This window comes from Nostoc sp. PA-18-2419 (assembly GCF_005869855.1).
Lineage (GTDB): Bacteria > Cyanobacteriota > Cyanobacteriia > Cyanobacteriales > Nostocaceae > Nostoc.
The window spans coordinates 58374-83376 of sequence record NZ_SZNH01000027.1; the positions used below are offsets into that span (position 1 = coordinate 58374).

General features: G+C 39.8%; 21 protein-coding genes and 1 pseudogene. 12 read left to right on the forward strand and 10 right to left on the reverse strand.

Annotated features, from left to right (window positions below; genetic code table 11):
• Positions 1-28 precede the first annotated feature (28 nt).
• The 5 genes and pseudogenes from FCR06_RS33790 to psaA form a co-directional block, all read right to left on the reverse strand.
• Positions 29-617, reverse strand: a pseudogene (locus tag FCR06_RS33790) (DNA methyltransferase); the annotation flags it as partial.
• A gap of 219 nt (positions 618-836) precedes the next feature.
• The gene (cynS, locus tag FCR06_RS23340) at positions 837-1277 is read right to left on the reverse strand and encodes a cyanase (RefSeq protein WP_138503975.1); all 441 of its coding nucleotides are present in this window, start codon (positions 1275-1277) and stop codon (positions 837-839) included.
• A 239-nt stretch (positions 1278-1516) separates the two neighbouring features.
• Complete coding sequence (locus tag FCR06_RS23345; protein WP_189523546.1) at positions 1517-2602, reverse strand: DUF262 domain-containing protein; 1086 nt, start codon at positions 2600-2602, stop codon at positions 1517-1519.
• Positions 2603-2829: 227 nt separating this feature from the next.
• Entirely contained in the window at positions 2830-5061 is a 2232-nt protein-coding gene (gene psaB / locus FCR06_RS23350) for a photosystem I core protein PsaB (protein ID WP_138503979.1), read from the reverse strand.
• 181 nt (positions 5062-5242) lie between these two features.
• Positions 5243-7501 carry a photosystem I core protein PsaA gene (gene psaA / locus FCR06_RS23355; RefSeq protein WP_138503981.1) on the reverse strand — a complete coding sequence of 753 codons (2259 nt, stop codon included), beginning with the start codon at positions 7499-7501 and terminating at the stop codon, positions 5243-5245.
• A 460-nt stretch (positions 7502-7961) separates the two neighbouring features.
• Between psaA and FCR06_RS23360 the strand changes: the two genes are divergently transcribed.
• Positions 7962-9662 (forward strand): hypothetical protein, encoded by a 1701-nt coding sequence (locus FCR06_RS23360; protein ID WP_189523547.1) that lies wholly within the window; start codon positions 7962-7964, stop codon positions 9660-9662.
• 186 nt (positions 9663-9848) lie between these two features.
• On the opposite strand, the gene glsA is transcribed toward FCR06_RS23360, so the two are convergent.
• Positions 9849-10763 carry a glutaminase A gene (glsA, locus tag FCR06_RS23365; RefSeq protein ID WP_138503983.1) on the reverse strand — a complete coding sequence of 305 codons (915 nt, stop codon included), beginning with the start codon at positions 10761-10763 and terminating at the stop codon, positions 9849-9851.
• A 484-nt stretch (positions 10764-11247) separates the two neighbouring features.
• Positions 11248-12099: an HAD hydrolase family protein gene (locus FCR06_RS23380; protein ID WP_138503985.1), complete on the reverse strand. Its 852-nt coding sequence runs from the start codon at positions 12097-12099 to the stop codon at positions 11248-11250.
• Positions 12100-12328: 229 nt separating this feature from the next.
• Between FCR06_RS23380 and FCR06_RS23385 the strand changes: the two genes are divergently transcribed.
• From FCR06_RS23385 to FCR06_RS23405, 5 genes are all read left to right on the forward strand, one after another.
• A complete protein-coding gene (locus FCR06_RS23385) occupies positions 12329-13843 on the forward strand; it encodes a thioredoxin-like domain-containing protein (protein WP_138503987.1) in 1515 nt (504 codons plus the stop codon).
• Positions 13844-14068: 225 nt separating this feature from the next.
• Positions 14069-14443, forward strand: a complete 375-nt coding sequence (locus FCR06_RS23390; RefSeq protein WP_138503989.1) for a KGK domain-containing protein — start codon at positions 14069-14071, stop codon at positions 14441-14443.
• An 11-nt stretch (positions 14444-14454) separates the two neighbouring features.
• Positions 14455-14805: a DUF952 domain-containing protein gene (locus FCR06_RS23395; protein ID WP_138503991.1), complete on the forward strand. Its 351-nt coding sequence runs from the start codon at positions 14455-14457 to the stop codon at positions 14803-14805.
• A 29-nt stretch (positions 14806-14834) separates the two neighbouring features.
• Positions 14835-15023 (forward strand): DUF4089 domain-containing protein, encoded by a 189-nt coding sequence (locus FCR06_RS23400; RefSeq protein WP_138503993.1) that lies wholly within the window; start codon positions 14835-14837, stop codon positions 15021-15023.
• Between the two features lie 161 nt (positions 15024-15184).
• The gene (locus FCR06_RS23405; RefSeq protein WP_138504017.1) at positions 15185-16579 is read left to right on the forward strand and encodes an AtzE family amidohydrolase; all 1395 of its coding nucleotides are present in this window, start codon (positions 15185-15187) and stop codon (positions 16577-16579) included.
• A gap of 68 nt (positions 16580-16647) precedes the next feature.
• Here FCR06_RS23405 and FCR06_RS23410 read toward each other — a convergent pair whose 3' ends face one another.
• Both FCR06_RS23410 and FCR06_RS23415 read right to left on the reverse strand, forming a co-directional pair.
• Positions 16648-17154 (reverse strand): GNAT family N-acetyltransferase, encoded by a 507-nt coding sequence (locus FCR06_RS23410; RefSeq protein WP_138503995.1) that lies wholly within the window; start codon positions 17152-17154, stop codon positions 16648-16650.
• Complete coding sequence (locus FCR06_RS23415; RefSeq protein ID WP_138503997.1) at positions 17154-17663, reverse strand: GNAT family N-acetyltransferase; 510 nt, start codon at positions 17661-17663, stop codon at positions 17154-17156. The genes FCR06_RS23410 and FCR06_RS23415 overlap by 1 nt, the downstream gene beginning before the upstream one ends.
• A 95-nt stretch (positions 17664-17758) precedes the next feature.
• On the opposite strand from FCR06_RS23415, the gene FCR06_RS23420 reads away from it, so the two are divergent.
• The 5 genes from FCR06_RS23420 to urtD all read left to right on the forward strand — a co-directional run bounded on the left by FCR06_RS23420 (position 17759) and on the right by urtD (position 23419).
• Positions 17759-18649, forward strand: coding sequence for an isopenicillin N synthase family dioxygenase (locus FCR06_RS23420; protein WP_138503999.1), 891 nt, complete (start codon positions 17759-17761; stop codon positions 18647-18649).
• A 286-nt stretch (positions 18650-18935) separates the two neighbouring features.
• A complete protein-coding gene (urtA, locus tag FCR06_RS23425; protein ID WP_138504001.1) occupies positions 18936-20249 on the forward strand; it encodes an urea ABC transporter substrate-binding protein in 1314 nt (437 codons plus the stop codon).
• A gap of 145 nt (positions 20250-20394) precedes the next feature.
• The gene (locus FCR06_RS23430; RefSeq protein WP_138504003.1) at positions 20395-21555 is read left to right on the forward strand and encodes an ABC transporter permease subunit; all 1161 of its coding nucleotides are present in this window, start codon (positions 20395-20397) and stop codon (positions 21553-21555) included.
• Between the two features lie 30 nt (positions 21556-21585).
• Entirely contained in the window at positions 21586-22698 is a 1113-nt protein-coding gene (gene urtC, locus FCR06_RS23435) for an urea ABC transporter permease subunit UrtC (RefSeq protein WP_138504005.1), read from the forward strand.
• Entirely contained in the window at positions 22673-23419 is a 747-nt protein-coding gene (urtD, locus tag FCR06_RS23440) for an urea ABC transporter ATP-binding protein UrtD (RefSeq protein ID WP_138504007.1), read from the forward strand. The genes urtC and urtD overlap by 26 nt, the downstream gene beginning before the upstream one ends.
• A gap of 91 nt (positions 23420-23510) precedes the next feature.
• On the opposite strand, the gene FCR06_RS23445 is transcribed toward urtD, so the two are convergent.
• Entirely contained in the window at positions 23511-24500 is a 990-nt protein-coding gene (locus FCR06_RS23445; protein WP_138504009.1) for an adenosine kinase, read from the reverse strand.
• Between the two features lie 277 nt (positions 24501-24777).
• On the opposite strand from FCR06_RS23445, the gene FCR06_RS23450 reads away from it, so the two are divergent.
• Positions 24778-25003, forward strand: a 226-nt coding sequence (locus tag FCR06_RS23450) for a helix-turn-helix domain-containing protein (RefSeq protein WP_138504011.1), incomplete at its 3' end; no start/stop codon positions are given.

Consider the following 25003-nt stretch of genomic DNA (forward strand, 5'->3'; position numbering starts at 1 on the left):
TGAGTTATAAATTTTAACTCCTCACTTCTCATTGCTCAGTTTTCAGATAATCTGAATCTTGACTAAAACAATAACGACTTCCCGTTACATAATCATTATTAATTTCAAAATAAATCCATGGGCATTGGAGAGTCTGAGCAACAAAACCAGTTGTATTAGAACCTGCAAATGGATTTAAAACCATTTGACTTTAATCAGTTAAACCTTTGATGAATAACTTGGCGATCCTTTGAAAAAAATGTGCTGGATGGGGTCTAATTTTTGCTGTTTTCCAATGTCGTAAATAAGCGCTATTTGTATTTAGTATTGGCAATTTAAAACAAATTTGGCTTAATTACACCTTAATTATCTTTTTGAAATTTTTTATAAATATCATGTCCAATAAAACGTATTTTGGCTTAATAAACTTTCTGAAGTAATTGCTTCATACTAGGGCTAGAAGGATTTAAAACTTTTTTGTTATCTGTTTTATAATTTAGTGTTTAAGACAACCACTAAACTGTATTTACTGAATCTTTTACACAAATGCGCCTGATTGTCACACACTCAGCATGGGTTGGCAGTCAAGCCGGATTACAGTGCTAGAATTGTTGAGCCAGAAATAAACCTGTGATTTTTTGCCAACGTTATTGGTTCTTTCTGTAAAGGCTATCAAGTTATCTGAGTTTTACAGTTATAACTTGTTTTAATATTGTCTCGATATTTTATTTAAAAAATTCTGAGCTGAGGACAGTGTAATAAAGAAAACTATATTAAATTTGTATTTATATGTATAATAATATACTATTGAATTTACTGAAAAATCAGCACACAGGTTGATAAAACTGATTAAAATGCTACCATTTTTTGTATGGTAGAAATTTTCCAGACATAATGATTTTAACGCGATCGCCCTTGGGGTCTGCTTCTTTTTCCACATCTAAAGTAAAGTCAATAGCGCTCATAATCCTATCGCCAAATTTGTCGTGAATCACGGCTTTAAGTGGGAATCCGTACACGTGCATAATTTCGTAGAAACGATAAATTAATGGGTCAGTTGGTACAACTGGGCCTAATCCTTTTACAGGGTATTCAGTTAAGTCCTTAATATAACTTGCATCTAGCTCCAATGCTTCGACTAGTAACTTAGCTTCTTCTTGGGAAGCACTAGCTTGACGGTAAATTAAAGCAGCAATCCATACCTCATCGCGTCCAATAATTTTTTCTAAATCAGCAAAGCTTAGTCCTTTAGCTTGCTTTGCTGCTAATAACTTTTGAGTAATTTCTGCAATGGACACCTGATAACTCCTATGGTGAATCTTTTAAATTTGCTATGGTTTTGAGTTGCTAAAAATTTAAATAGCTTATTGTATGCTAGCAAGCTCATCTCTAAACAGTAAAAATCTTTTTTGCCATCTTTAGTAATTTATTTCTCCTTTATTGGAAGTTTTGCCTATCTCAATCCAGAAATTTTATTAGCTCTCGGTTGAGTGTTACATTGGACTGTTCATAAAGACTTTTCTTCTCAGTAAATGACTTATTTACCCGCACTATTATTGTTACGTCCAGGCCAAAAAGACAGATTCCCAATGTCGTTCTTTAACAGTTCAATCTCTTCAATTCGCGAAGCACTACTAGCATTATGCGGATATATATGCTCTATAGTAACTTTGCTTAAATCAAAAATACTTATTTCATTTGGTTTTGGTTTGCCATTAGCGCCATTAGAGTACCACTCAACATGATCCTCTAATGTAGTTAAAAAGTGTCTGATAATTATTTTTTTTGAAGAATTATCTTGGTAACTTAACTTTTGTATTAATAGAGATTCAAAAGTTTCATCATGAGCATACTTTTCCTCTACCGCTTTTAATTTATTTCTTAAAGTTGGAATTTTATATTCTTGCGGTGCTTGCCTAATCAATTTTGCATGGTCGTAATATATGGTAGATATTTTTTCAGCGTGTCCTCCCACAATAGTAATATAGCGAAAAGCAAAGCGTTCTAAAATGTCTATGATTTCTATAAATTCCTTTTCCGAAAGACAGTGATAAACACTAAGTAAGAGTGGTATACAAAGTGTATGCCTTAATACTTTTATCAAACGTTGTAGTCTTTCTTGTTGCCAATCTGAAGCAGTAGCATCTCGATAAGGCCACCGTAGCTCTGATATTTCTATAAAAACTTGTTGTTCATTTTTTATATCAGAAATAGTATGAGATACTTTTTTAGCTTCTTCAGTGTCAGCAATCTCTAAAACCACTCCAGATGGAAATTTAAATATATCATCTCGGAATGTCTCTGCCAAATTTCTCTTAGCTGCACCTTTACCCTGATGAGATGCATAGTAATTTCTAAAGAATTGCTCTACATCTGTGACTGGATAACTAAGTATTGTATCCCAGTTATTTTCTGTAAGTATTTGTTCTTTCTCGTGTTTTTCTAATAATTCAAGAGTATCTGAGCGAAGCTTATTTCCATCACTCAACTCTCTCCCTCTATCATTTAGTACAGCAAATAATCTATAAGCTTCACTTCTATCTTCACTAACAATATAAATTACATAACAATCTTCTATAACAGACTTTCGTAATTGTAAAAGAAAGTTAATGCTCCCAATCAAAAGCTCTTTGATATTTTGGTACTTTAAAAGGAATTCGACGACAAAATAAATCTCCTAAGGATGTACTTTCAGGCTGCATAGTCATAGTTTTGATACAAAGCTCATATCTTCTTTTATTAATGTAACAAACGAGACGAAATGTAGTATTACTTATTGGCTAAGTAACAAAAATCCCCCACCTTGCGGCAGGGGATTTTTATTACTTATCTACAAAACTAGTAGCTAGATTAACCGAACTTACCAGCAGTAGAAGCAATCAAGAATGCGGCGTAAGTCACAACATAACCAACTGCAAAGTGCGCCAGACCAACTACGCGAGCTTGAACGATGGACAGAGCCACGGGCTTGTCTTTCCAGCGAACCAAGTTAGCTAGAGGAGTGCGCTCGTGTGCCCAGACAAGGGTTTCAATCAACTCTTGCCAGTAACCTCTCCAAGAGATCAAGAACATGAAGCCGGTAGCCCAAACTAGGTGTCCAAACAAGAACATCCAAGCCCAGACAGACAGGTTATTCACGCCGTAAGGGTTGTAACCGTTAATCAATTGAGCGGAGTTTGCCCACAGGTAATCGCGGAACCAGCCCATGAGGTATGTAGAGTTCTCATTGAACTGAGCAACGTTACCTTGCCAAATACCGAGATGCTTCCAGTGCCAGTAGAAGGTTAACCAACCAATGGTATTGAGCATCCAGAACGCGGCTAGATAGAAGGAATCCCAAGCTGAGATGTCACAAGTACCGCCACGACCGGGACCGTCGCAAGGGAAGGCATAGCCGAAGTCCTTTTTATCAGGCATCAGCTTAGAACCACGGGCATCCAAAGCACCTTTGACCAAGATCAAGGTGGTGGTGTGCAAACCTAAGGCGATCGCATGGTGTACTAAGAAGTCGCCAGGGCCTATTGTTAAGAACAGAGAGTTTGTACCAGCGTTGATAGCATCTAGCCAGCCTGGTAACCAGACGTTAGCGTAGTTAGGCCATGCTGTGTAAGCAATACTATCTGGGTTAGATAACAAGGTATCTAATCCGTACAGTACCTTACCGTTAGCAGCTTGGACGAACTGAGCAAATACTGGCTCAATTAGGATTTGTTTTTCGGGAGTACCGAAAGCTACTACTACGTCATTGTGTACGTACAAACCAAGAGTATGGAAGCCTAAGAAAAGGGATACCCAGCTCAGGTGGGAGATAATCGCTTCTTTATGCTTCAATACGCGGTCAAGAACGTTGCCCTTGTTTTGCTCTGGGTCGTAATCACGTACCCAGAAAATGGCTCCGTGGGCAAAAGCACCAAGCATCAAGAAGCCAGCAATATACTGGTGATGCGTGTACAGCGCTGCCTGAGTTGTATAGTCCTTAGCAATAAATGCGTAAGGAGGCATGGCGTACATGTGCTGTGCTACCAAGGAGGTGATTACACCTAAGGCTGCTAGGTGAAATCCTAATTGGAAGTGCAGTGAGTTGTTGTAGGTGTCATAAATACCTTGGTGAGGCAAGTTAAACTGACCTTCACTCTTAGTTCCCGGAACTAAACCAGCTTTGGAGTTCAGCATTTCTTTGATGCTGTGACCAATTCCGAAGTTAGTCCGGTACATATGACCGGCAACAATGAAAATAACAGCGATTGCCAAGTGGTGATGAGCCATGTCAGTCAGCCACAAAGCTTCTGTTTGGGGATGGAAGCCACCTAAGAAAGTCAGAATTGCAGTCCCTGCACCCTGGGATGTACCAAATATATGTCCAGGAGTATCAGGGTTTTGAGCGTAAACACCCCAGTTACCTGTAAAGAAGGGTGTCAAACCTGCTGGGTGGGGTGGGGTACTCAGGAAGTTGTCCCAACCTACATGCTGTCCGCGAGCTTCAGGAATGGCAACGTGAATCAAGTGACCAGTCCAAGCCAAAGAACTAACACCAAACAGACCTGCTAGGTGATGGTTTAGGCGATGTTCAGCACTCTTAAACCATGCCAGGCTAGGACGGTACTTGGGTTGCAAGTGCAGCCAACMAGCAAACAACAATACGGCTGCGAATATCAACAGGAATACTGAACCGTTGTACAGTTCGGTATTTGTTCGCATACCGATGGTATACCACCAGTGGTACAGACCAGAGTAGGTAATGTTTACTGGATTGCTAGCGCCAGCTTGGGTAAAAGCTTCGATCGCTGGTCTGCCGAAGTGGGGATCCCAAATCGCGTGAGCGATAGGACGGATATGAAGGGGATCTTTAATCCACTGTTCAAAGTTACCTTGCCAGGCTACATGGAACAGGAGGCTGGATGCCCACAGGAAGATGATTGCCAAGTGACCGAAGTGAGTAGCGAAAATCTTTTGGTAAAGATTTTCCTCTGTCATGCCATCATGGGTTTCAAAGTCATTGCCTGTGGCGATCGCATACCATATCCGACGAGTAGTCGGATCCTGTGCGAGATCCTGGCTAAATTTTGGAAATTTTGTTGCCATAGGTTTAATAAATCCTCTGACCTTTAGCCATCAAGTATCAGTGTCTTGAGTCCTGAGTTTAGAGTTCTGAGTTCCGAGTTTAGAGTATTTTCTCTGCAACGCCAGTTGCTTCAAGTCGGCAGAGCCGCTCAAAGCACTGGCTCCTCAGCCCCCAGCCCTCAGCACTCTAAATAACTGATTGCTACCCTACTGAAAGGATATGTGCATGGAAGAATGCCCAAGTAGTAGCAATTCCTCCTAAAAGGTAGTGAGCTACCCCTACAGCGCGACCCTGAATAATGCTCAGAGCGCGAGGCTGAATTGCTGGTGCTACCTTCAGTTTATTATGCGCCCAAACTATCGACTCAATTAATTCTTGCCAGTAGCCGCGACCACTGAACAGGAACATCAAGCTGAATGCCCAAATAAAGTGAGCGCCTAAGAACATGAGTCCATAAGCAGATAGCGCACTGCCATAGGAATTGATGACTTGTGTTGCTTGTGCCCACAAGAAGTCACGCAACCAACCATTAATGGTGATGGCGCTTTGGGCAAAGTTACCACCTGTGATGTGAGTCACAGTACCATCTGGATCTACGGTTCCCCAGACATCTGATTGCATCTTCCAGCTAAAGTGGAAAATTACAATCGACAGGGAGTTATACATCCAGAATAGTCCCAGGAATACGTGATCCCAACCAGATACTTGACAGGTACCGCCACGACCTGGACCGTCGCAAGGGAAGCGGAAGCCCAAGTTGGCTTTGTCTGGAATCAGACGAGAGCTACGGGCAAATAGCACACCCTTAAGCAGAATGAGGACGGTGACGTGAATGGTGAAGGCGTGAATGTGGTGAATTAAGAAGTCTGCTGTACCCAAAGCGATGGGCGCAGCTGCCACTTTGCCGCCAACAGCCAATATTCCGCCGCCAAAGACATAGCTAACTGGTTCTAAGGCATTGGGTGCAGTTGTACCAGGTGCCAAGGCGTGGATATTTTGTATCCACTGGGCAAACACTGGCTGCAATTGAATTGCCGTATCAGAGAACATGTCTTGGGGACGACCCAATGCACGCATTGTATCGTTGTGGATGTAAAGTCCAAAGCTGTGGAAGCCCAGGAAAATACATACCCAGTTCAGGTGAGAAATAATCGCATCCCGGTGACGAATTACCCGATCCAGAAGGTTGTTTTGGTTCACAACTGGATCGTAATCTCGCACCATGAATATGGCAGTATGAGCCGCTCCACCAACAATTAAGAAGCCACCGATCCAAATATGGTGAGTGAATATACACAACTGCGTAGCATAGTCAGTTGCCAAGTATGGATAGGGGGGCATCGCGTACATGTGGTGCGCGATGATGATGGTCAGCGAACCCAAGAACGCCAGGTTAGTTCCCAGCTGAGCGTGCCAAGATGTGGTCAGGTTTTCGTAAAGACCTTTGTGACCTTCACCAGTGAAAGGACCTTTATGGTTTTCCAGGATCTCTTTAATGCTGTGACCAATACCCCAGTTGGTACGGTACTGGTGACCAGCAATGATGAACAGGACTGCGATCGCCAAGTGGTGATGAGAAATATCTGTCAGCCACAAGCCGCCTGTTACTGGGTTTAGACCGCCCTTGAAGGTGAGGAAGTCAGCATACTCACCCCAGTTCAAGGTGAAGAAGGGTGCTAAACCAGCAGCAAAACCCGGGTAGAGCTCCGTCAACAAGTCTTTGTTCAAGATGAACTCGTGGGGCAAGGGTATATCTTTGACGGCAACCCCTGCATCCAAAAGCTTGTTAGTCGGTGCAGACACATGGATTAAGTGACCTGCCCATCCCAAGGAACCACAACCTAGCAATACTTGCAAGTGGTGATTCAGCATGGACTCCACATTCTGGAACCATTCCAGTTTAGGAGCGCGTTTGTGGTAGTGAAACCAGCCAGCAAATAAGAACAAGCCTGCTAATACCAAGCCACCGATCGCAGTTACATAAAGCTGGAAGGAGTTAGTAATACCCCAGCCACGCCATACATAGAACAGACCAGAGGTAATTTGAATCCCGTGGAAACCACCGCCAACATCACCATTTAAAATGTCTTGTCCCACAATAGGCCAAACGACCTGGGCACTTGGTTTAATGTTCAACGGGTCGCTTAGCCAAGCTTCGTAGTTAGAAAACTTAGCGCCGTGGAAAATCATCCCGCTCAGCCAAATTGTCACTACGGCTAAATGCCCGAAGTGTGCTGAAAATATCTTGCGGGATATGTCTTCTAAATCGCTTGTATGTGTATCAAAATCGTGGGCGAGTGCGTGAAGGTTCCAAATCCATGTAGTGGTTTTTGGACCTCTGGCTAAAGATCTGTCAAAGTGTCCGGGCTTTGCCCATCTCTCAAATGAGGTAGGAACCGGGTCGTTATCGACGATTACTCTTGCCTTTTTTTCCTCTCGCTCCGGAGGACTTATTGCCATTCGACCTCCTCTCTTGATCAGGAATGAGGAATCATGATTACCACATAGTAATCTTTTTTTGCATACTCCAGTTTTTTGCTGAAGCCACAGTAAAGAGCCATGTGAATAGTTGTTTCTCGTTGAATTATAAAGTCTTAACTTGTACTTTGTTAGAGATATTTTAACAATAATTCAAAATCGCTGGAATAACTGTCTTTTCTGCATTTTAACTCCAAACTAATTGTCCAAAAGTCAATAGATTATTCATTTAATTTACAAAGGATAACAATTCGTAAAAAATATGATTTAGGACTGGGAATTGGCGATTGGACATTAGGTATTTGTATTAAAAGTTTCCCATTATCCATTCCCTCATCTGCTTGAGTTCCCCAGTCCCAAGTCCCCACTCCCCTGCTCCTCTAGCTTTTTTTGGGCTATATTTCCCTATGGACATGTCGAAGAGGAACACTGGGTGCAAGGCATGAAATCGTGGCAGAAAATGGTATTAAATAAGCTCCTCCGTTGGAGTTTCCCGATTCTCAGGTGGGTAATGATATTGGTAGTGGTATGTACCTTAGGCAGTTGTGGCGGTAAGGCTGGCACTCAGGAAGTATCTACTGGTAATCAAGAAAAGGCTGGGCAAATTTCTCAAGTTTCTAAGCAATTTTCGGAAGTTGCTCCTCCTGCTGTTATTCAAGAACTGCGACCAATTTTGGAAGTTTATCAACCACAGGTGACAATTATCACTCCAAAGGCTGATGAAATTTTCTCAGATAATAAAGTCACAGCCCGTTTTCAAGTAAAGGATTTACCAATATTTAAAGACGCACAATTACAACTGGGACCGCATCTACACGTAATTCTTGATAATCAACCTTATATACCTGTTTACGACCTGAATCAGCCTTTAGTTTTGCCAGACTTGTCCCCAGGTACTCATACCTTGCGTGTCTTTGCCTCACGTCCTTGGCATGAAAGCTTTAAAAATGAAGGGGCTTATGCTCAGACAACATTTCATGTCTTTACAAAAACTGATGACAACACGCCAGTTCCGAGTCTACCGTTGCTCACCTACAGTCGCCCTCAAAGTAGTTACGGAGCAGAGCCAATCTTACTTGACTTTTATTTAACTAATGCTCCCCTGCATTTGGGTGCGTCAGAAAATAGCAAGGACGAATTTAGCGATTGGCGTATCCGCTGCACGATTAATGGTGAAAGCTTTATTTTTGATAGTTGGCAAGCAATTTATCTCAAAGGTTGGAAGCCTGGTAAAAACTGGGTAAAACTAGAATTTCTCGATAATCAGGGAAATTCTCTCAAAAATGCTTTTAATACTACAGTTAGGCTGATTAACTACGAGCCAAAGGGTAAAGACACTTTGTCGAGAATTACTACAGGGGAACTGACAGCAGATGAAGTACGCACCATTGTTGACCCGAATTATAAATTCACACCTACACCCGCTGTTGAAAAAACACCTGAAACACAACCTAAGGTAGAAAAACAGACAATTCCAGAAATTCCAGAACAATTGAAAACACAGCCAACCAAGCCAGAACAACCAAAATTAGAACCTCCAACGGCTGCACCATCTCCTAGCTTGTCACCAACATCACCAAGTATTATCGAGTCTCCTGCACCAGAACCACAGCCAACAGTAACGCCAACTCCACAAATCACGCCATTACCCGAAAAAGTAACGCCTGAGCCAGCAAAACCGAGATTTGGTGGATTTTTTAACCGTCGGGTGGGTAAGAAGCCTACTCCGGAAACAACAGTTACACCATCTCCTAGTTCGCCACCCACCCTGCCAGAAATTATTGAGCCTCCAGCACCAGAAACAGTTACACCATCGCCAGGATCACAGCCACAAGTAACTCCAATTCCACAAGCAACACCAACTACCCCACCAGCAGCAACTCAACCAGAACCAAAGCCAGCTGTAACCCCACAAGCAACCCCATTACCCGAAAAAGTTGCACCTGAGCCAACAAAACCTAGATTTGGCGGATTTGGCGAATTTTTCAAACGTCGAACTCCAAACACCCCCACCCCAGAAGTAATAGTTGCCCCATCTCCAAGTTCACCACCCACCCTGCCAGAAATCATCGAGCCTCCAACGCCAGAACTACAGCTAGAGGTAACACCAACACCTGAATCAAAGTCGAGTGTTGATGAATAAGAAAAAACTTAGTACAGCCTCTCGATTAGTAAATTCTCATTAAAAATACTCTGCGTCCCTTTGCGCTTACTCTGCGCCCCTACCTTACGAGAAGGTGAAGCGCCTATGCGTTTAAATTTCTCATCTCAATTCACCACGAATTTATCCAAAACTGTACTTAGACTGTTTCAATCTAAAATTCTTCATTCAGCCGAAAACACTCAACTCTAACTTTTGCGATAAAGCTTCCATAAAAACCAGCCCTGCTATTGGATTTCCTACTATATCTAAGGCAGGGCTATAACAAGCGATCGCCCCCTCACCTGGTACTATTGCTACAAGTCCACCACCAATCCCAGATTTCATCGGCAACCCAATCCTAACTGCAAACTCCGCAGAAGCCTGATAAAGTCCACAAGTTAACATCACCGCATTGACAATTCGCCGATTTTGTGGTGTTAATCGGTGATGTTCGCAAACTAGAAGTTTTCCTAATAAAGCTAAATCTTCAACTCTTCCGGAGAGAGAGCATATTTGCTCGTAGGTGTCAAGGGAAATCTCGATATTTTCAAGATGTCCAATTTCGCTAAGATAATTAGCGATCGCTTGATTGGCTGTTGAGCGGGTTAATCGCACTGAAGTCAACATGACTTCGTCTAAATGTAGTTGACAACCGGCTAATTCATTCAACCATTGACAAAGTAAAAGAGTACGCTCGCTAGCATCTTTTCCTGGTAATTTATCAGCGAGAGTAATTGCCCCACTATTTATCATCGGGTTGCGCGGGCGGCCGCGATCGGCAATAAGTTGTTCTAAAGAATTGAATGGTGCTTCTGATGGTTCTACCCCAACCCACTCAAAAACCGTTTCTGCTCCTAAATGTTCCAGTAGATAAAGTAAGGAAAATGTTTTAATAACGCTCATCAGGGGAAACACACAAGCCGTATCTCCAAAGCTGATGGTTTGTGCTGATTTGCAGCAGATGTGGACTGCAAACCAATCGGGATTGGCTAAGGCTAATTGAGGAATGCGATTGGCAAGTTGTCCGCGTTCAGCCTGAGTTTTTGCTTGTTCTACCCAAGCTGATAATTCTGTAGTAGTTAGTTTATCAAGTCTTTTCAAAAGTGATATTCGCTAAAACTATTTCTAGTTTATGCGGTTAGTGAGAATTACAAACTAGCAGTTCTTAATACTAACTAGTTTTAGCTTTAAACTTGTTGGCGTTTTGACTCTTGTATCAATACTTGACAGCGCTTGATAGCTTCCCTCGCCTGTTGCCTGAAGTGTTTGGCTTGCTCCTGATTAGTTAAATACACTTGAGATGCTTGTTACCTAAATTCAATAGCTTGTTTACTGAGTTATTGTATCCGACTCTTTAGTTCTTCAATTGTTTTCATCTCTCCTCCTGCTCTGAAATCACAATTTCCAAATTTTCTGCTTCTTCATAAAGTCTATCTGCTCTACTAGCCTAGCCAGTAAGCTAGCATCATCAAAATCATTATTTTATTGCTCTATCATGAGCTTCGTATAATTCATCAATGATCTCTTGTAGCTGTGTGTAAGCTTTTAACAATACATTTCGTGTTTCTGATTTCATATTTATGGATTAAATATCTATCTTTCTTGCAAAATCATGATGAATGTATTTAACAACACTGTTTTCTGTGTTTGAGCCAATTACTAATGTTGCGTAACGCTTGAGTTCGACATTTGCATTAGCAACTGCAATAGCACGAGTTGCAATTTTGAACATTTTGATATCATTAATTTGATCCCCAAACACCACAACTTCACTTTCGCTTAATCCATAATTTTCTACTAAAGTTTGAATAGCTTGGTCTTTTGTAGCTTTGTAGTCATGAATTGTTAACCAGTACCAACCTGGAGAATATTGATTTTCCATCAAGTGTGTCTCTACACTAGTTCCATGTATTTGAATAATTGCAGCTTGAAGTTCGAGTAGTTGCTGTGCGTCACCAATTACTGTTAGACAAACAACGCGATCGCCAAAAGAATGGGTCAAATCTTCAATTGCTCGCCATCTGCGGTCTTTACTTGTAAGGCGATCATTAAGATACCAACGCATACCATCGTTGATTACATCCTGATAATAGGCACAATCTTCTGTACCATTAAAACTAGATACAAATGGAACACAGCCAAATTCTAATATGAGTTTGTAGATACTTTCAACTACATCACGACAAATAGAATTAATGATTTCGTGTCTTCCAGAATCTAAATCAGAGATAAAAGCACCATTAAATTCGATAATTGGCAGACGAAGATTCAAACCCTTAAGCATCATTTGCATAGAAACAAGGCTACGCGCACTGGCTACAGTAAACTGAAGTCCTTGTTGTAAGAGTTCATTCAATACTTTCTTGCTGAAGGAAGAAAGTATTGCATTATTTCCAAGCAATGTACCGTCTAAATCTGAAATATATACAGTGTTCATAAATTTTAGTCGGCACTACTTTAAAGGAAAATTATAACTCAAGTTACGGTGTTTTAGATTTACTGTAATATATAACGATGAAGTTAAGGTTTAAAAATTTCAGTTTAGGTAATCTTAAATGTCTACTGTGTTTTTTATATTTAATTATTGGATATCTATTGGATATTAAATAAGAAATATTTTAAATTTTTAGAAAACCCGACAAGTAAACTTTAGCAAATAATATTTTATGATTCCCCGTGTTAGAGCGCCAGAATTACCGCAAAATTACTCTTGGCTGAATACCGATAAACCTATCTCTCTCAAACAATTCAAGGGTAGAGTTGTTATTTTAGATTTTTGGACATATTGCTGCATCAACTGCCTACATATTTTACCAGACCTTAAATATCTAGAACAAAAATATAAAGATAGCCTTAGCGTTATCGGCGTCCATTCTGGCAAATTTGACAATGAAAAAGAAACCGAAAATATCCGCCAAGCTATCTTGCGTTACGATATCGAACACCCAGTTATAGTTGATAGCGGTTTTCGAGTTTGGGAAGAGTATGCTGTGCGTGCTTGGCCGACTTTAATGATTATCGATCCTGAAGGTTACGTAGTTGCCTCTGTCCCTGGTGAAGGAAACCGTGACGCTTTAGAAGAGTTGATTGAAAAGCTAATTCAACAACATCGCCAGAAAGGTACAATTAATTTTCAAGAACTTAGCTTGACTTTAGAAAAACAGCGCCAACCGTTAATTACACCTCTAGCTTTTCCTGGTAAAGTTCTAGCTACGCAAGTCGGTTTATTTATTGCTGACTCTGGACATCATCGTTTGGTTATGAGTACCTTTGATGGCGAAATTCTCCACTTGATTGGTACTGGGAAATCTGGTTTGACTGATGGTGCTTTTGAGGAAGCACAATTTTTTGCACCCCAAGGAATGAGATTTGACGTAAAAAATCAAATGCTTTATGTTGCTGATACAGAAAATCATGCCCTACGACGAGTTGACTTGCAGCGCCAGGTAGTAGAGACTATTGCCGGAGTTGGTGAACAAAGCCGCAATATTCGTCCTCATGGTGGTGCTGCTTTAGAAACTGCACTGAATTCTCCTTGGGATTTAGTGAAAGTGGGAAATTCCCTGTTCATTGCAATGGCAGGATCGCATCAAATTTGGCAGATGGATTTGGAAACTAGCATTATTAAAACCTATGCTGGTATTGGTGCAGAAGCGTGTATTGATGGTTCGCTCACTGAATGTGCGTTTGCTCAACCTAGTGGTATTACTAATAATGGGCAAGAATTATATATTGCTGATAGTGAAGTTAGTTCAATTCGCGGCGTGGGAATTGTAGAACCTTACCAAGTGCGGACTGTTTGTGGTAGTGGAGGTTTATTTGATTTTGGCGATGTTGATGGACAAGGTGAAGATGTTCGTTTGCAGCATTGTTTAGGAGTGGAATACGCTCAAAATTTTCTGTGGGTGGCGGATACCTACAATCACAAAATTAAATTAGTCAGTCCTAGCGGCAATTGTCAAACGGTTTTGGGAGATGGTACTGCTGGTTTAGAAGATGGACACGGTAAGAACACTCGGTTTTTTGAACCTTCGGGATTGAGTGTTGGCGGTTCGTATCTATATATTAGTGATACTAATAACCATGTTATTCGACGTGTGGATTTGAGTAGTTTTGAAGTGATAACGCTGGAGTTTGTTGGATTGTGTGCGCCAGATGTTTGTATTCCGAGGAATTTGTAGTTACCTCACGCAGAGACGCAGAGGCGCAAAGAAAAAATTCTCTGTTTGTGGGTGAGATTTTAAAGAATAATGTGTAGAGAAATTACTTAATATTTTTTATCATTTTTTATCCAGTATTTTTACTAAGTTGGTGGAAATAACTTAACATTATAATCTGAGGGGGAGTATAAGTATAAACTGACAAGTAAGTACTTACAAGTTCGAGCCGATAGTATAGGCATCAAGATGAGAAATAAATTTATTCTTTTAGAGTGTGGAGATGATATTATTTCTTTTGAGAAAAATACTTTTAAAGTAAGTAAACTAAGAGAGTTAGTTATCAAAGAAATTGTAAATAAATGGCGTCACGAAATTTGTAACTACAAAACTCAAATGTGTAATGGTTCAGTTAGTAGTTTATTTGGCAGTCTACTTGCTCGTGACGAGTCGATAACAGTCAGTGAATTTCAATTAAATGCTGTCAAAAATTGTCAGTTTCTTGAAAGTGGTAAAAACTGGCAGCAAGGTAAACTACAAATTAGGATATTTATATACCCTAATAGCCACAAGCCAAATAATGTTTGTTTGGAATTTTATCCAGATAAATCTATTGGAATCTAATTATAAACAACATGAATACTATTTTCCACATTACAGAACGCCAACAATGGGAACAAGCAAAAAACTTGGGCAGCTATCGGGCTGATTCACTAGATACTGAAGGTTTTATTCATTGTTCTAAGTCAATACAAATTGTTAAAGTCGCAAATAAATTTTTTAACAACCAAAAAGATTTGGTATTACTTTTTATTAATTCTAAGAAAGTCCAAGCTGAAATTCGGGATGAGGAAGCTGAAATAGGCGAACTATTTCCTCATATTTACGGCGAATTAAATATTGATGCTGTATATCAAGTGATTGATTTTGCACCTGGGGAAGATGGTTTATTTGAGTTGCCGCAAGAAGTTGTAGATTTAGAATAACCAATTGCAAAGGACGCGAAGGAAAAAAGATGGAAGGAAAAGGGTTTGATGTAGATGAATATATTGAGCAGATGGCTTTATTGTTAGATTTGCACTTAAGAGATGAATATCGAGATGGGGTGGTGGCAAATTTTGAGAGAATTAAGGCGATCGCTAATCTCGTGAATTCTTTTCCTTTACCAGAGGAAATTGAAGTAGCACCAATATTTGAACCATAGTTAAACTGCAAAAATTGCTAAAGATAAATTTATACCAATTTGGTTTTTATTATCTTGTATTTTAGATCTAGGCCTTACGGCTATTTTGCTGCAACTAGCAAAAACTATGCAGACTGCTATTACTCAAAAAGCTAAACGTGCAATCTCCTAAATATTCCAGCATAAATTTTGATTTAGCCGATGCCATTACAACATCAACTGCTGTACGTGAAGGCAATGTTAGCGCAGTGCATGTTACCAAGGCTGCACTAGCACGAATAGCAACGCGGAATCATTTATTTAACTGTTTTACAACTATAACAGCTGAGGCAGCTTTGGCTGACGCTGCACGCATTGATGAAGAAATCGCCCAAGGTAATAACCCCGGAATGCTTGCTGGTGTAGCTTTTGCGGTGAAAAATCTCTTCGATATTGCTGGTTTAACAACTTTAGCGGGATCGAAAATTAATGCAGAAAAGCCAGCAGCTATCCAAGATGCAACCGCTGTGGCGAAGTTGAAACAAGCTGGTGCAGTGCTGCTTGGTGCTTTAAATATGGATGAGTACGCCTACGGGTTTGTGACAGAAAATTCCCATCACGGTGCTACTCACAACCCACACGATTTACTACGAGTTGCTGGTGGTTCGTCGGGTGGTTCAGCGGCAGCTGTTGCTAGTGGGTTAGTTCCACTGACGCTTGGTTCTGATACTAATGGTTCGATTCGCGTTCCTGCGGCGTTGTGTGGGATTTTTGGTTTAAAGCCGACTTATGGCAGATTATCTCGCGCTGGAGTAGCTTTATTTTCTAGCAGTTTTGACCACATTGGGTGTTTTGCACGTTCGGTGCAGGACATTGCTATAGTGTTTGATGTCTTACAAGGAAAAGACGATCGCGATCCAATTTGCACTCACCGTCCTGCTGAATTAGTTTTACCACAACTTCATCAAGATATCTCTGCAATCAAAATTGCGATCGCTGCCGATTATTTCACCAAAGGTGCAGAATTGGCAGCTTTAGCAGCAGTGCAAAAAGTTGCTGATGCTTTGAGTGTAACTGAGTATGTCACCATACCAGAAACATACCGCGCCCGTGCAGCGGCGTTTGTAATTACAGCTAGCGAGGGGGCAAATCTGCATCTGGATAAATTGCGATCGCGTCCCCAAGATTTTGACCCTGCAACACGCGATCGCTTTTTGGCTGGGGCGTTGATTCCTAGTAGTTGGTATCTACAAGCGCAACGGTTTAGAAAATGGTATCGCGATCGCGTGCGGGAAGTTTTTCAAAAAGTGGATATTATTCTTGCCCCAACTACACCGATTTCTGCGCCGCTAATCGGTCAACAAACTATGATTTTGGATGGCGAAGAAATTCTTGTTCGTCCTCATTTGGGGTTATTTACTCAACCATTTTCTTTCATCGGTTTACCAGTTTTATCGCTACCGATTCAATATCCTAACGCTTTACCTTTGGGTGTGCAATTAATAGCAGCACCATATAATGAAGCGTTGATTTTACGAGTTGCAGCGGCTTTAGAGGCAAAGGGTATAGTTTCAGCGCCAGTAATTTTTAAAGGCTAATCTATAAGTTTTTTAGTCAATTTTTTGGTAGTAAATTATTAATATAGCAGTTTCTAGCTAAATTAGGATTAAACTCCATCAAAAGCAGGTGGATAAACAACCTTAGCTTTGTACCTTTCCTGATAACTTTGTAGTGTTTTAACCATGAAGAATTCTTTTGGTACTGGAAAGGGAGATTCGATTCCATAAATAATAGAAGGTTGAAAGCCAAAGCGAGTATAAAATTCTGGATGACCTAGTACAACCACAATGGCTTCTTTCTTGGCTTCGGCTATTTCTAAGCCTGCTTTGATTAATGCACTACCAATTCCTTGTCTTTGAAACTGTGGGTGAATTGCCAAAGGTGCTAAACCAAGAACTTGTAATGTTTGTTCGTCTACTAAATCAATATAGCTAAATAAAATGTAACCGATTATAGTACTCTCTATTTCTGCAACTAGAGAAAGTTCTGGAATATAGCGGTTAGAATGGCGAATTTTATCGATAAGTTTTGCTTCGTTATCTTGACCAAAAGCTAATGTATTCACCTGGGCTATAGCTGGGTAGTCTATCGAAGTTTCGCAACGAATATTCATTATTTTAGAATCAATTCCATAAAAATCCAGTTTGCTCGATATTCTAACGGAATCTCTATTTTTTCTAAATATGGCTTGATACTCTGAAAACCAAATACATGATAAAGTATATGTGCTTCTTTAGCATAAGGTGCGGTGTCTAAGCGAAGTTTAGAGTAACCAATATCAATAGCTTCATTGATGATAGCTTGCAATAAAGCTCGACCTATTCCTTTTCTACGAAATTCTGGCTTAACATACATCCTTTTAATTTCGCCAATATCTTGGTTAATCTTTCGTAAGCAAGCACAGCCAGCTATTTGTTCTTCATATTGTCCTAAAAGCAAGCGTCCTGAAGGTAGTAGAAATTCATCGAGTTGAGTAAGATATTGCTCGGAGAATGTATTAATATCTATATTAATGTTATATTCACGCCTAAAGATTAACTTAGTTTCATGAAAATAGTCGAAGAACAGGTTTTTTATATGATTTTTATGTTCTTCATTTTCTACGAGTATAATTTTGAGCAAAGTTTATGCCTCCGATAAATCAAGCTAAATCTACAGTGCATTAGCCTATGGCATAACACACCCTACTAAACTGTTAACTATATCTTGAATAATTAATGGTTACAATTCCAGTAATTGATTTAACTGCTTTCACTCATGGCAATACAATAAATCGGCAAGCTGTAGTGAAAGAAATTTATCAAGCTTGTCATGAAATCGGTTTCATGTACTTGCAAAATTCGGGAATGTCAAAAGAGTTAATAGAGCAAGTATTCACTTACACTAAATCTTTTTTCAATTTACCTTTAGAAGTGAAGCAAAAGCAAGCTTGGAGTGATGAATTGAGTAATACAGGGTATGTTGGGATTGAGAGAGAACGTCTTGACCCGAATCAACCAGGTGATTTGAAAGAGGCGTTTAATGTCAGCAAACAAGGTGCTGTGGGGATAGATGCTTCTATTGTGGCTTTTTACGATCACTGCACACAACTAGCTAACACGGTATTACAAACATTTGCTTTAGCGCTGGAATTGCCAGAAGATTTTTTTACTACCAGACACAATCGCCACAATCATACCTTGCGATCGCTCCACTATCCCCCATTACAAACACCACCCAAACTCGGACAAGTGCGTGCTGGCGAACATTCCGATTATGGTAGTATTACTTTACTTTTCCAAGATGATATCGGCGGGTTGGAAGTACAAACAACAGCAGGAGAATGGATTGAGGCGGCTGCAATTCCTGATACTGTTATAGTTAATACTGGCGATTTAATGCAGAGGTGGACAAATCATGTATTTTGTTCGACTAAGCATCGAGTAATGATTCCCAATGACAACAGAGTTAAGCAGTCTCGCTATTCTATTGCTTTTTTCTGTCATCCTAATGATGATGTAGAAATTGCTTGTTTGGAAAGTTGCCAAAGAGGAAAATTGCCGATTTATCCCCCAATTTTAGCAGGAGAATATCTTTTACAACGTTTGCAAGCAACTTATAATTCCTAATTAGTCATTCGTAATTACAGCAGATTTTACCTTCATAAGCGACAATACTTAGTCGTGGCTAGCGATAGACATTCACAGCTATATTCATTCATTGCAATATAAGAATCTTGATTGAGTTAACAAACTTTAATAATCAAAATTTTATTTTTATTACAAAAACAAAACTTTTTGTATAACTGGTAACTTTTTCCTAGTAAACTATCGCACTAATATCACAATTCAATAATTGGTATTGTCAGCTTCCTATAAGTTGGCTGATTCATCAACAGGAAAATTCATAAAGATTATGGCAAGACAATTTAACCGACGCAAGTTTTTAATCTACGGCTCTGTAAGTTTCACAGGCAGCATTTTTTTGAAAGCTTGCGCTAATCCTAATACCCCAGTCGCTACAGAAACCACCTCTCCTAGTGCTTCTCCTGTTGCTGCTGCTACTGGTAACACCATCAAAGTAGGTATATTGCACTCTTTGAGTGGTACGATGGCTATTAGTGAAAAAAGCGTTGTTGATGCTGAAAAGTTAGCAATCAAAGAAATTAATGCTAATGGTGGTGTTTTAGGTAAACAAATTGAAGCAATTACTGAAGATGGTGCTTCTAACTGGGATACTTTTAGGGAAAAGGCTACTAAGCTTATCGATCAAGATAAAGTTGCTGTAGTTTTCGGTTGTTGGACTTCTGCTAGCCGCAAGAACGTTAAGCCAGTATTTGAGAGCAAAAATCACATGCTCTGGTATCCCGTACAATATGAAGGTCAAGAGTGTTCTAAAAATATTTTTTATACTGGTGCTGCACCCAATCAACAAATCGAACCATCTGTTGATTGGTTGTTAAAAAATAAGGGCAAAGAATTCTTTTTAGTTGGCTCTGATTATGTTTTTCCTCGAACAGCTAACACAATCATTAAAGCACAACTAGAAGCTTTAGGAGGTAAAACAGTTGGTGAAGATTACTTACCTTTAGGTAACACAGAAGTTACACCAATTATTACTAAAATCAGGCAAACTTTACCCAATGGTGGCGTGATTTATAACACCTTAAATGGTGATAGCAATGTTGCTTTCTTCAAACAATTAAAAGGAGCTGGATTGACACCAGAAAGATATCCTTCTATGTCTGTCAGTATTGCTGAAGAAGAAGTTAAAGCAATTGGTGTAGAGTACCTCAAAGGTCACTACGCTGCTTGGAATTACTTCCAAACAGTAGACACCCCTGCTAACAAAAAGTTTGTTGCTGCTTTCAAAAAAGAATACGGTGAAAATCGAGTTACAAATGACCCAATGGAGGCAGCATATATTGCAGTTTATTTATGGAAACAAGCAGTTGAAAAAGCTGGCACGACAGATATTGCTAAAGTAAGTGCTGCGGCGTATGGTCAAACCATAGATGCACCTGAAGGTAAAGTAACAATGGATGCAAACCATCATATTTCTAAAATTGTACGAATTGGCCAAGTCAGACAAGATGGTTTGTTTGATATTGTCTATGCTACCCCTGCGCCAGTTGAACCAGTTCCTTGGAATCAATTTGTGAAAGAAACCAAGGGATTTGCTTGTGATTGGAGTGACCCTGCCAAGGGTGGTAAATATAAGAAAGTTTAAATAATTCGTAATTCGTAATTCGTAATTCGTAATTAATTACGAGTTACGAACTATTATGAAGAGATAGAAGTAGAGTGTATTATGGCTTTAGCCTAACGCACCAGAGTAATTTTAAGAACGAGAAGTTGAATAGATAGGTAAGAAAGTGTTAGCAGGTTTTTTAGAGGCCATCTTTAATGGTATTAGTATTGGCGCTGTATTATTAATCGCAGCGTTAGGATTAGCAATTATATTTGGATTAATGGGTGTCATTAATATGGCACATGGTGAACTGATGATGTTTGGTGCTTATGCAACATATGTTGTGCAAAATAGCTGCAAACAATTGGGTGGTGTGTGGTTTGAGACTTATATATTTTTTGCTTTGATTATTGCTTTTATTTTCACAGCAGTTGTGGGATTAATTTTAGAAAAGGGTGTAATTCGTTATCTTTATGGACGCCCTTTAGAGACTTTGTTGGCAACTTGGGGAGTAAGTTTGATTTTTCAGCAATTTGTTCGCAGTGTAAATTGGGTATTAATAGTTGGTATAGCTATATTTTCTCTGTTATTTTTTGGCGGGTTATGGATTTTGAATTCTCGCACAAATTTAGCAAGACTTAGGAACTTGGTTATAGCGGTGTTGTTATTGCTATCACTAGGTATAACGCTGACAACAGCTAATTTATTAAATCAAACTTATCAGTTAGCAGTAACTCAGCCTTGGTTTGGCGCTCAAAATGTGGATGTAACTGCACCTACTTGGCTACAAGCAGGGATGTCTTTGGGTGGCGTCCAATTACCCTTTGCTCGGTTATTTATTATTGCTTTAACAATAATTTGTGTAGCAGGTATTTATTTATTTTTACAACGTTCTAACTGGGGTTTAAGAATTCGGGCTGTGACGCRAAACAGAAGTATGAGTGCTTGTTTGGGTATCCCAACTCAAAAAGTTGATGCAGTTACTTTTSCACTCGGTTCGGGTTTAGCTGGTGTAGCTGGATGTGCGATTAGTTTACTCGGTTCTGTGGGGCCGAATACGGGACAAAACTATATTATCGATACTTTCATGGTTGTTGTGGTAGGGGGTGTGGGGAATTTAGCAGGTACTATTGTGGCAGCTTTGGGAATTGGTACAGCTAATTTTTTAATTGGTTCTGGTACTTTGGCTTTGTTATTAACTCCTGTGAAGCCTTTAGCAGATTTCTTTACTTTTTTTGCCACGACGAGTATGGCGAAGGTAATGGTATTTGCGCTGATTATTGTATTTTTACAGTGGAAGCCTGGGGGAATTTTTCCGCAGAAGGGACGTACTGTTGATGTTTAAATTTCACGCAGAGGCGGGGAGGCGCAAAGAATGAGGAAGAGGGGAGGATTATTTATTGAGGTGGGGGTAGTGGTGGCGATCGCACTTTCCCTAATTGTGATTATGCCATTGGTGCTTTCGGAATTTCGCCTGAATTTGTTGGGCAGATTTTTATCGCTGGCGATCGCAGCTTTGGGTATTGATTTGATTTGGGGCTATACTGGTTTATTGAGTTTGGGACATGGTATTTTCTTTGGTTTGGGTGGATATGCGATCGCCATGTACCTGAAACTGCAAGTCCCTCCTGGTGAGTTACCTGATTTCATGGGGCTTTATGGAGTTACAGAACTTCCTGCGTTTTGGCAACCTTTTTATTCTTTTCCTTTGACAATAGCTGCTGTGGTATTAATTCCAGGGCTATTAGCAGGATTATTGGGATATTTAGTATTTAGAAATCGTCTCAAGGGAGTCTATTTTTCTATCTTGACTCAAGCAGGGACGATTGTATTTTTTAACTTTTTTAATGGTCAACAAAAATTATTTAACGGTACGAATGGGCTGATAGATTTTACAACTTTGTTTGGGGCAACGGTCAGCGATACCAAAACGCAATTTGTTTTTTATACTTTGACGGTGGTGTTTCTCGGCGCTACCTACGGAATCTGTCGCTGGCTGACAAGTGGACGCTTCGGCAGATTATTAATAGCAATTCGGGATGATGAAAGTAGAGTCAGATTTTCTGGATATGATCCTACGGATTTTAAGGTTTTGGTGTTTGGAGTTTCTGGGGCGATCGCTGGCATTGCCGGAGCATTTTACACCATCCAAAGTGGTTCTGTATCGCCGAGAGCGATGGATATTGCCTTTTCCATTGAAATGGTAATTTGGGTGGCAGTAGGGGGACGCGCTAGTTTAATTGGGGCAATTGTCGGAACTTTGTTAGTCAATTATGCCCGTGCTTTTTTAAGCGAACAATTTGCTGAAATCTGGTTATTTTTTCAAGGGGCACTATTTTTAATAGTCGTGACAGTGCTTCCTGATGGCATAGTGGGTTGGCTGCGTAATCAAAACATTCCTCTTTTTAAACGTCGTCAACTTGAGACATATCCTGCTTTAGAAGAAGACGCCCAAGTGCAACATGAACGTCAAAATATTGGAAACTGAAAATGTAACTGTTAGTTTTGATGGTTTTAAAGCTTTAAACCAACTAAACTTTAGTATGGATGTCGGTGAGTTACGAGTAGTAATCGGTCCTAATGGTGCGGGAAAGACAACATTTTTGGATGTAATTACTGGCAAAGTAAAACCAACTGTTGGGCAAGTTCTATTCAAAGGAAGAAACCTGCGTTCTTTCTCAGAACATCAAGTTGCGCGGTTAGGAATTGGGCGCAAATTCCAAACACCTAGAGTTTATTTAAATTTAACACCCCGCGAAAATCTAGAAATAACCAGTAACAAAAATAAAAATGTCTTTTCTACTTTATTTGCTAGTTCTAGCACTACAGAAAAAAACAATGTTAAAGGCTTGTTAGAAACCATCGGTTTAAGTCCTAAAGCAGACATTCCAGCAGCTTTACTTTCCCACGGCGAAAAGCAACGTTTAGAAATTGGGATGTTAGTAGCACAGTCTCCTGATTTATTACTTGTTGATGAACCGGTTGCTGGTTTAACAGATGAGGAAACCTACAACGTTGGCGAACTACTTTTAGCATTAGCTCAGAGTCATTCAATCTTAGTTATTGAACACGATATGGAATTCGTGCGTCAAATTGCTCGCAAAGTAACAGTACTACATCAAGGTTCAGTGCTGTGTGAAGGCAATTTTGAGGAAGTGCAAAATGACTCACGTGTGATTGAAGTGTATTTAGGAAAACAGGAAGAATGAACTGGGGACGGGATCGATTCTGGCTAATGGTTGACACTCAAAAGTCAACTGTCAATGACCTGAACCCGAATAATTTATTTTTTGAAGTTCCCTAAGCAGTAACTAATGCCTTTAATTCCTCAGTTTTTAATCTTGGCCCGTAGGATGTAACAATCTTAGAAGCTGCGGCTGATGCTAATTTTCCGGCTTCTTCATAGCTCATACCTTGGGTAATTCCATAGAGGAAAGCTCCTGCATACATATCTCCTGCTCCCACTGTATCTACAGCTTTTACTTGAGGTGCAGCGATTTCAATTAATTTCTCACCATCAAATACTACTGAACCCTTGGCACCGCGAGTAATAGCAAATCTTTTACTCAAGGTTTTTAGTTTGTCTACAGCTACTTGAAAATCTTGTGTATCTGCTAGTTCTAATGCTTCAGTTTCATTAGCAAAAATCAAGTCTAAACCAGGTCCAATAATATCTAATAAACCATCTTTAAAAAATTTCACCATGTTGTAATCAGATAGAGACATGCTGGTTTTTACTCCCGCTTTTTCAGCCATTTCTCTAGCCTTTATAGCTGCTTCTTTTGCTGTGGAAGAAGTCACTAAATATCCTTCGATATAGAGATATTCTGAATCAGCGATCGCTTCTAATACTAATTCTTGTGTAGAAAATTCTCCAGTAATTCCCAAAAATGTATTCATAGTGCGATCTGCATCGGGAGTTACTAACACCAAACATTTACCTGTAATTCCTGATTGGCGATCGCCATTTTTTAAGTTAGTATCTACCTGACAGTTGAGTAAATCTTCTATGTAAAAGTCTCCAAATTCATCATTAGCCACTTTACAGGAATAAAAAGCTTTTCCTCCTAGTTGACTAATTGCCACTATTGTGTTCGCTGCCGAACCTCCACAACTCTTATGGCAATGAAGATTTTTGAGATTTTCCAATATATGATTTTGACTATCTTCATCTAAAAGTGTCATTACACCTTTGTCAATCTTTAACTCTTGTAGTAACTCTGGAGATACTTCGTATTCTATATCTACTAAAGCGTTACCTACACCATAAACATCATATTTCTTATCCATTGTTTATCTCCTAGAATAATTTCTGTTTGACTTTAACAGAATTGATAATAACAGATAGGTAACTCCCTAAGAGTTGCTTAGTCATAATTTCGTGAACCCACGTTCATAGTCTTTTCCCAGATTTCTTACAAAAAAATTAAAAAAATGGGTCAAAAACTACAAAAATGTATATGTATAAAGCATTTCAACAGTTATCAAAAATTTTGTTTACAGCGGTTTTCAATTGAGTAGACTACAAAATGTATAAACTAGAAGAGTAATAAAAATACTCACAGTAATGCCTGCTGCCTACTCAAATGATCTACGCCAACGGGTAATTGATGCTTATACAGCCAAGGAAGGGTCACTTCGACAACTTGCAGACCGCTTTCAAGTAAGCTTATCGTTTGTCCAACGGTTAATTCGTCGCTACCGAAATATAGGACAAGTGACTCCAAAACCTCATGCAGGTGGAGCGATCGCTAAAATCACAGTCGAGAATTTATTAACAGTGCAGCAGCTAG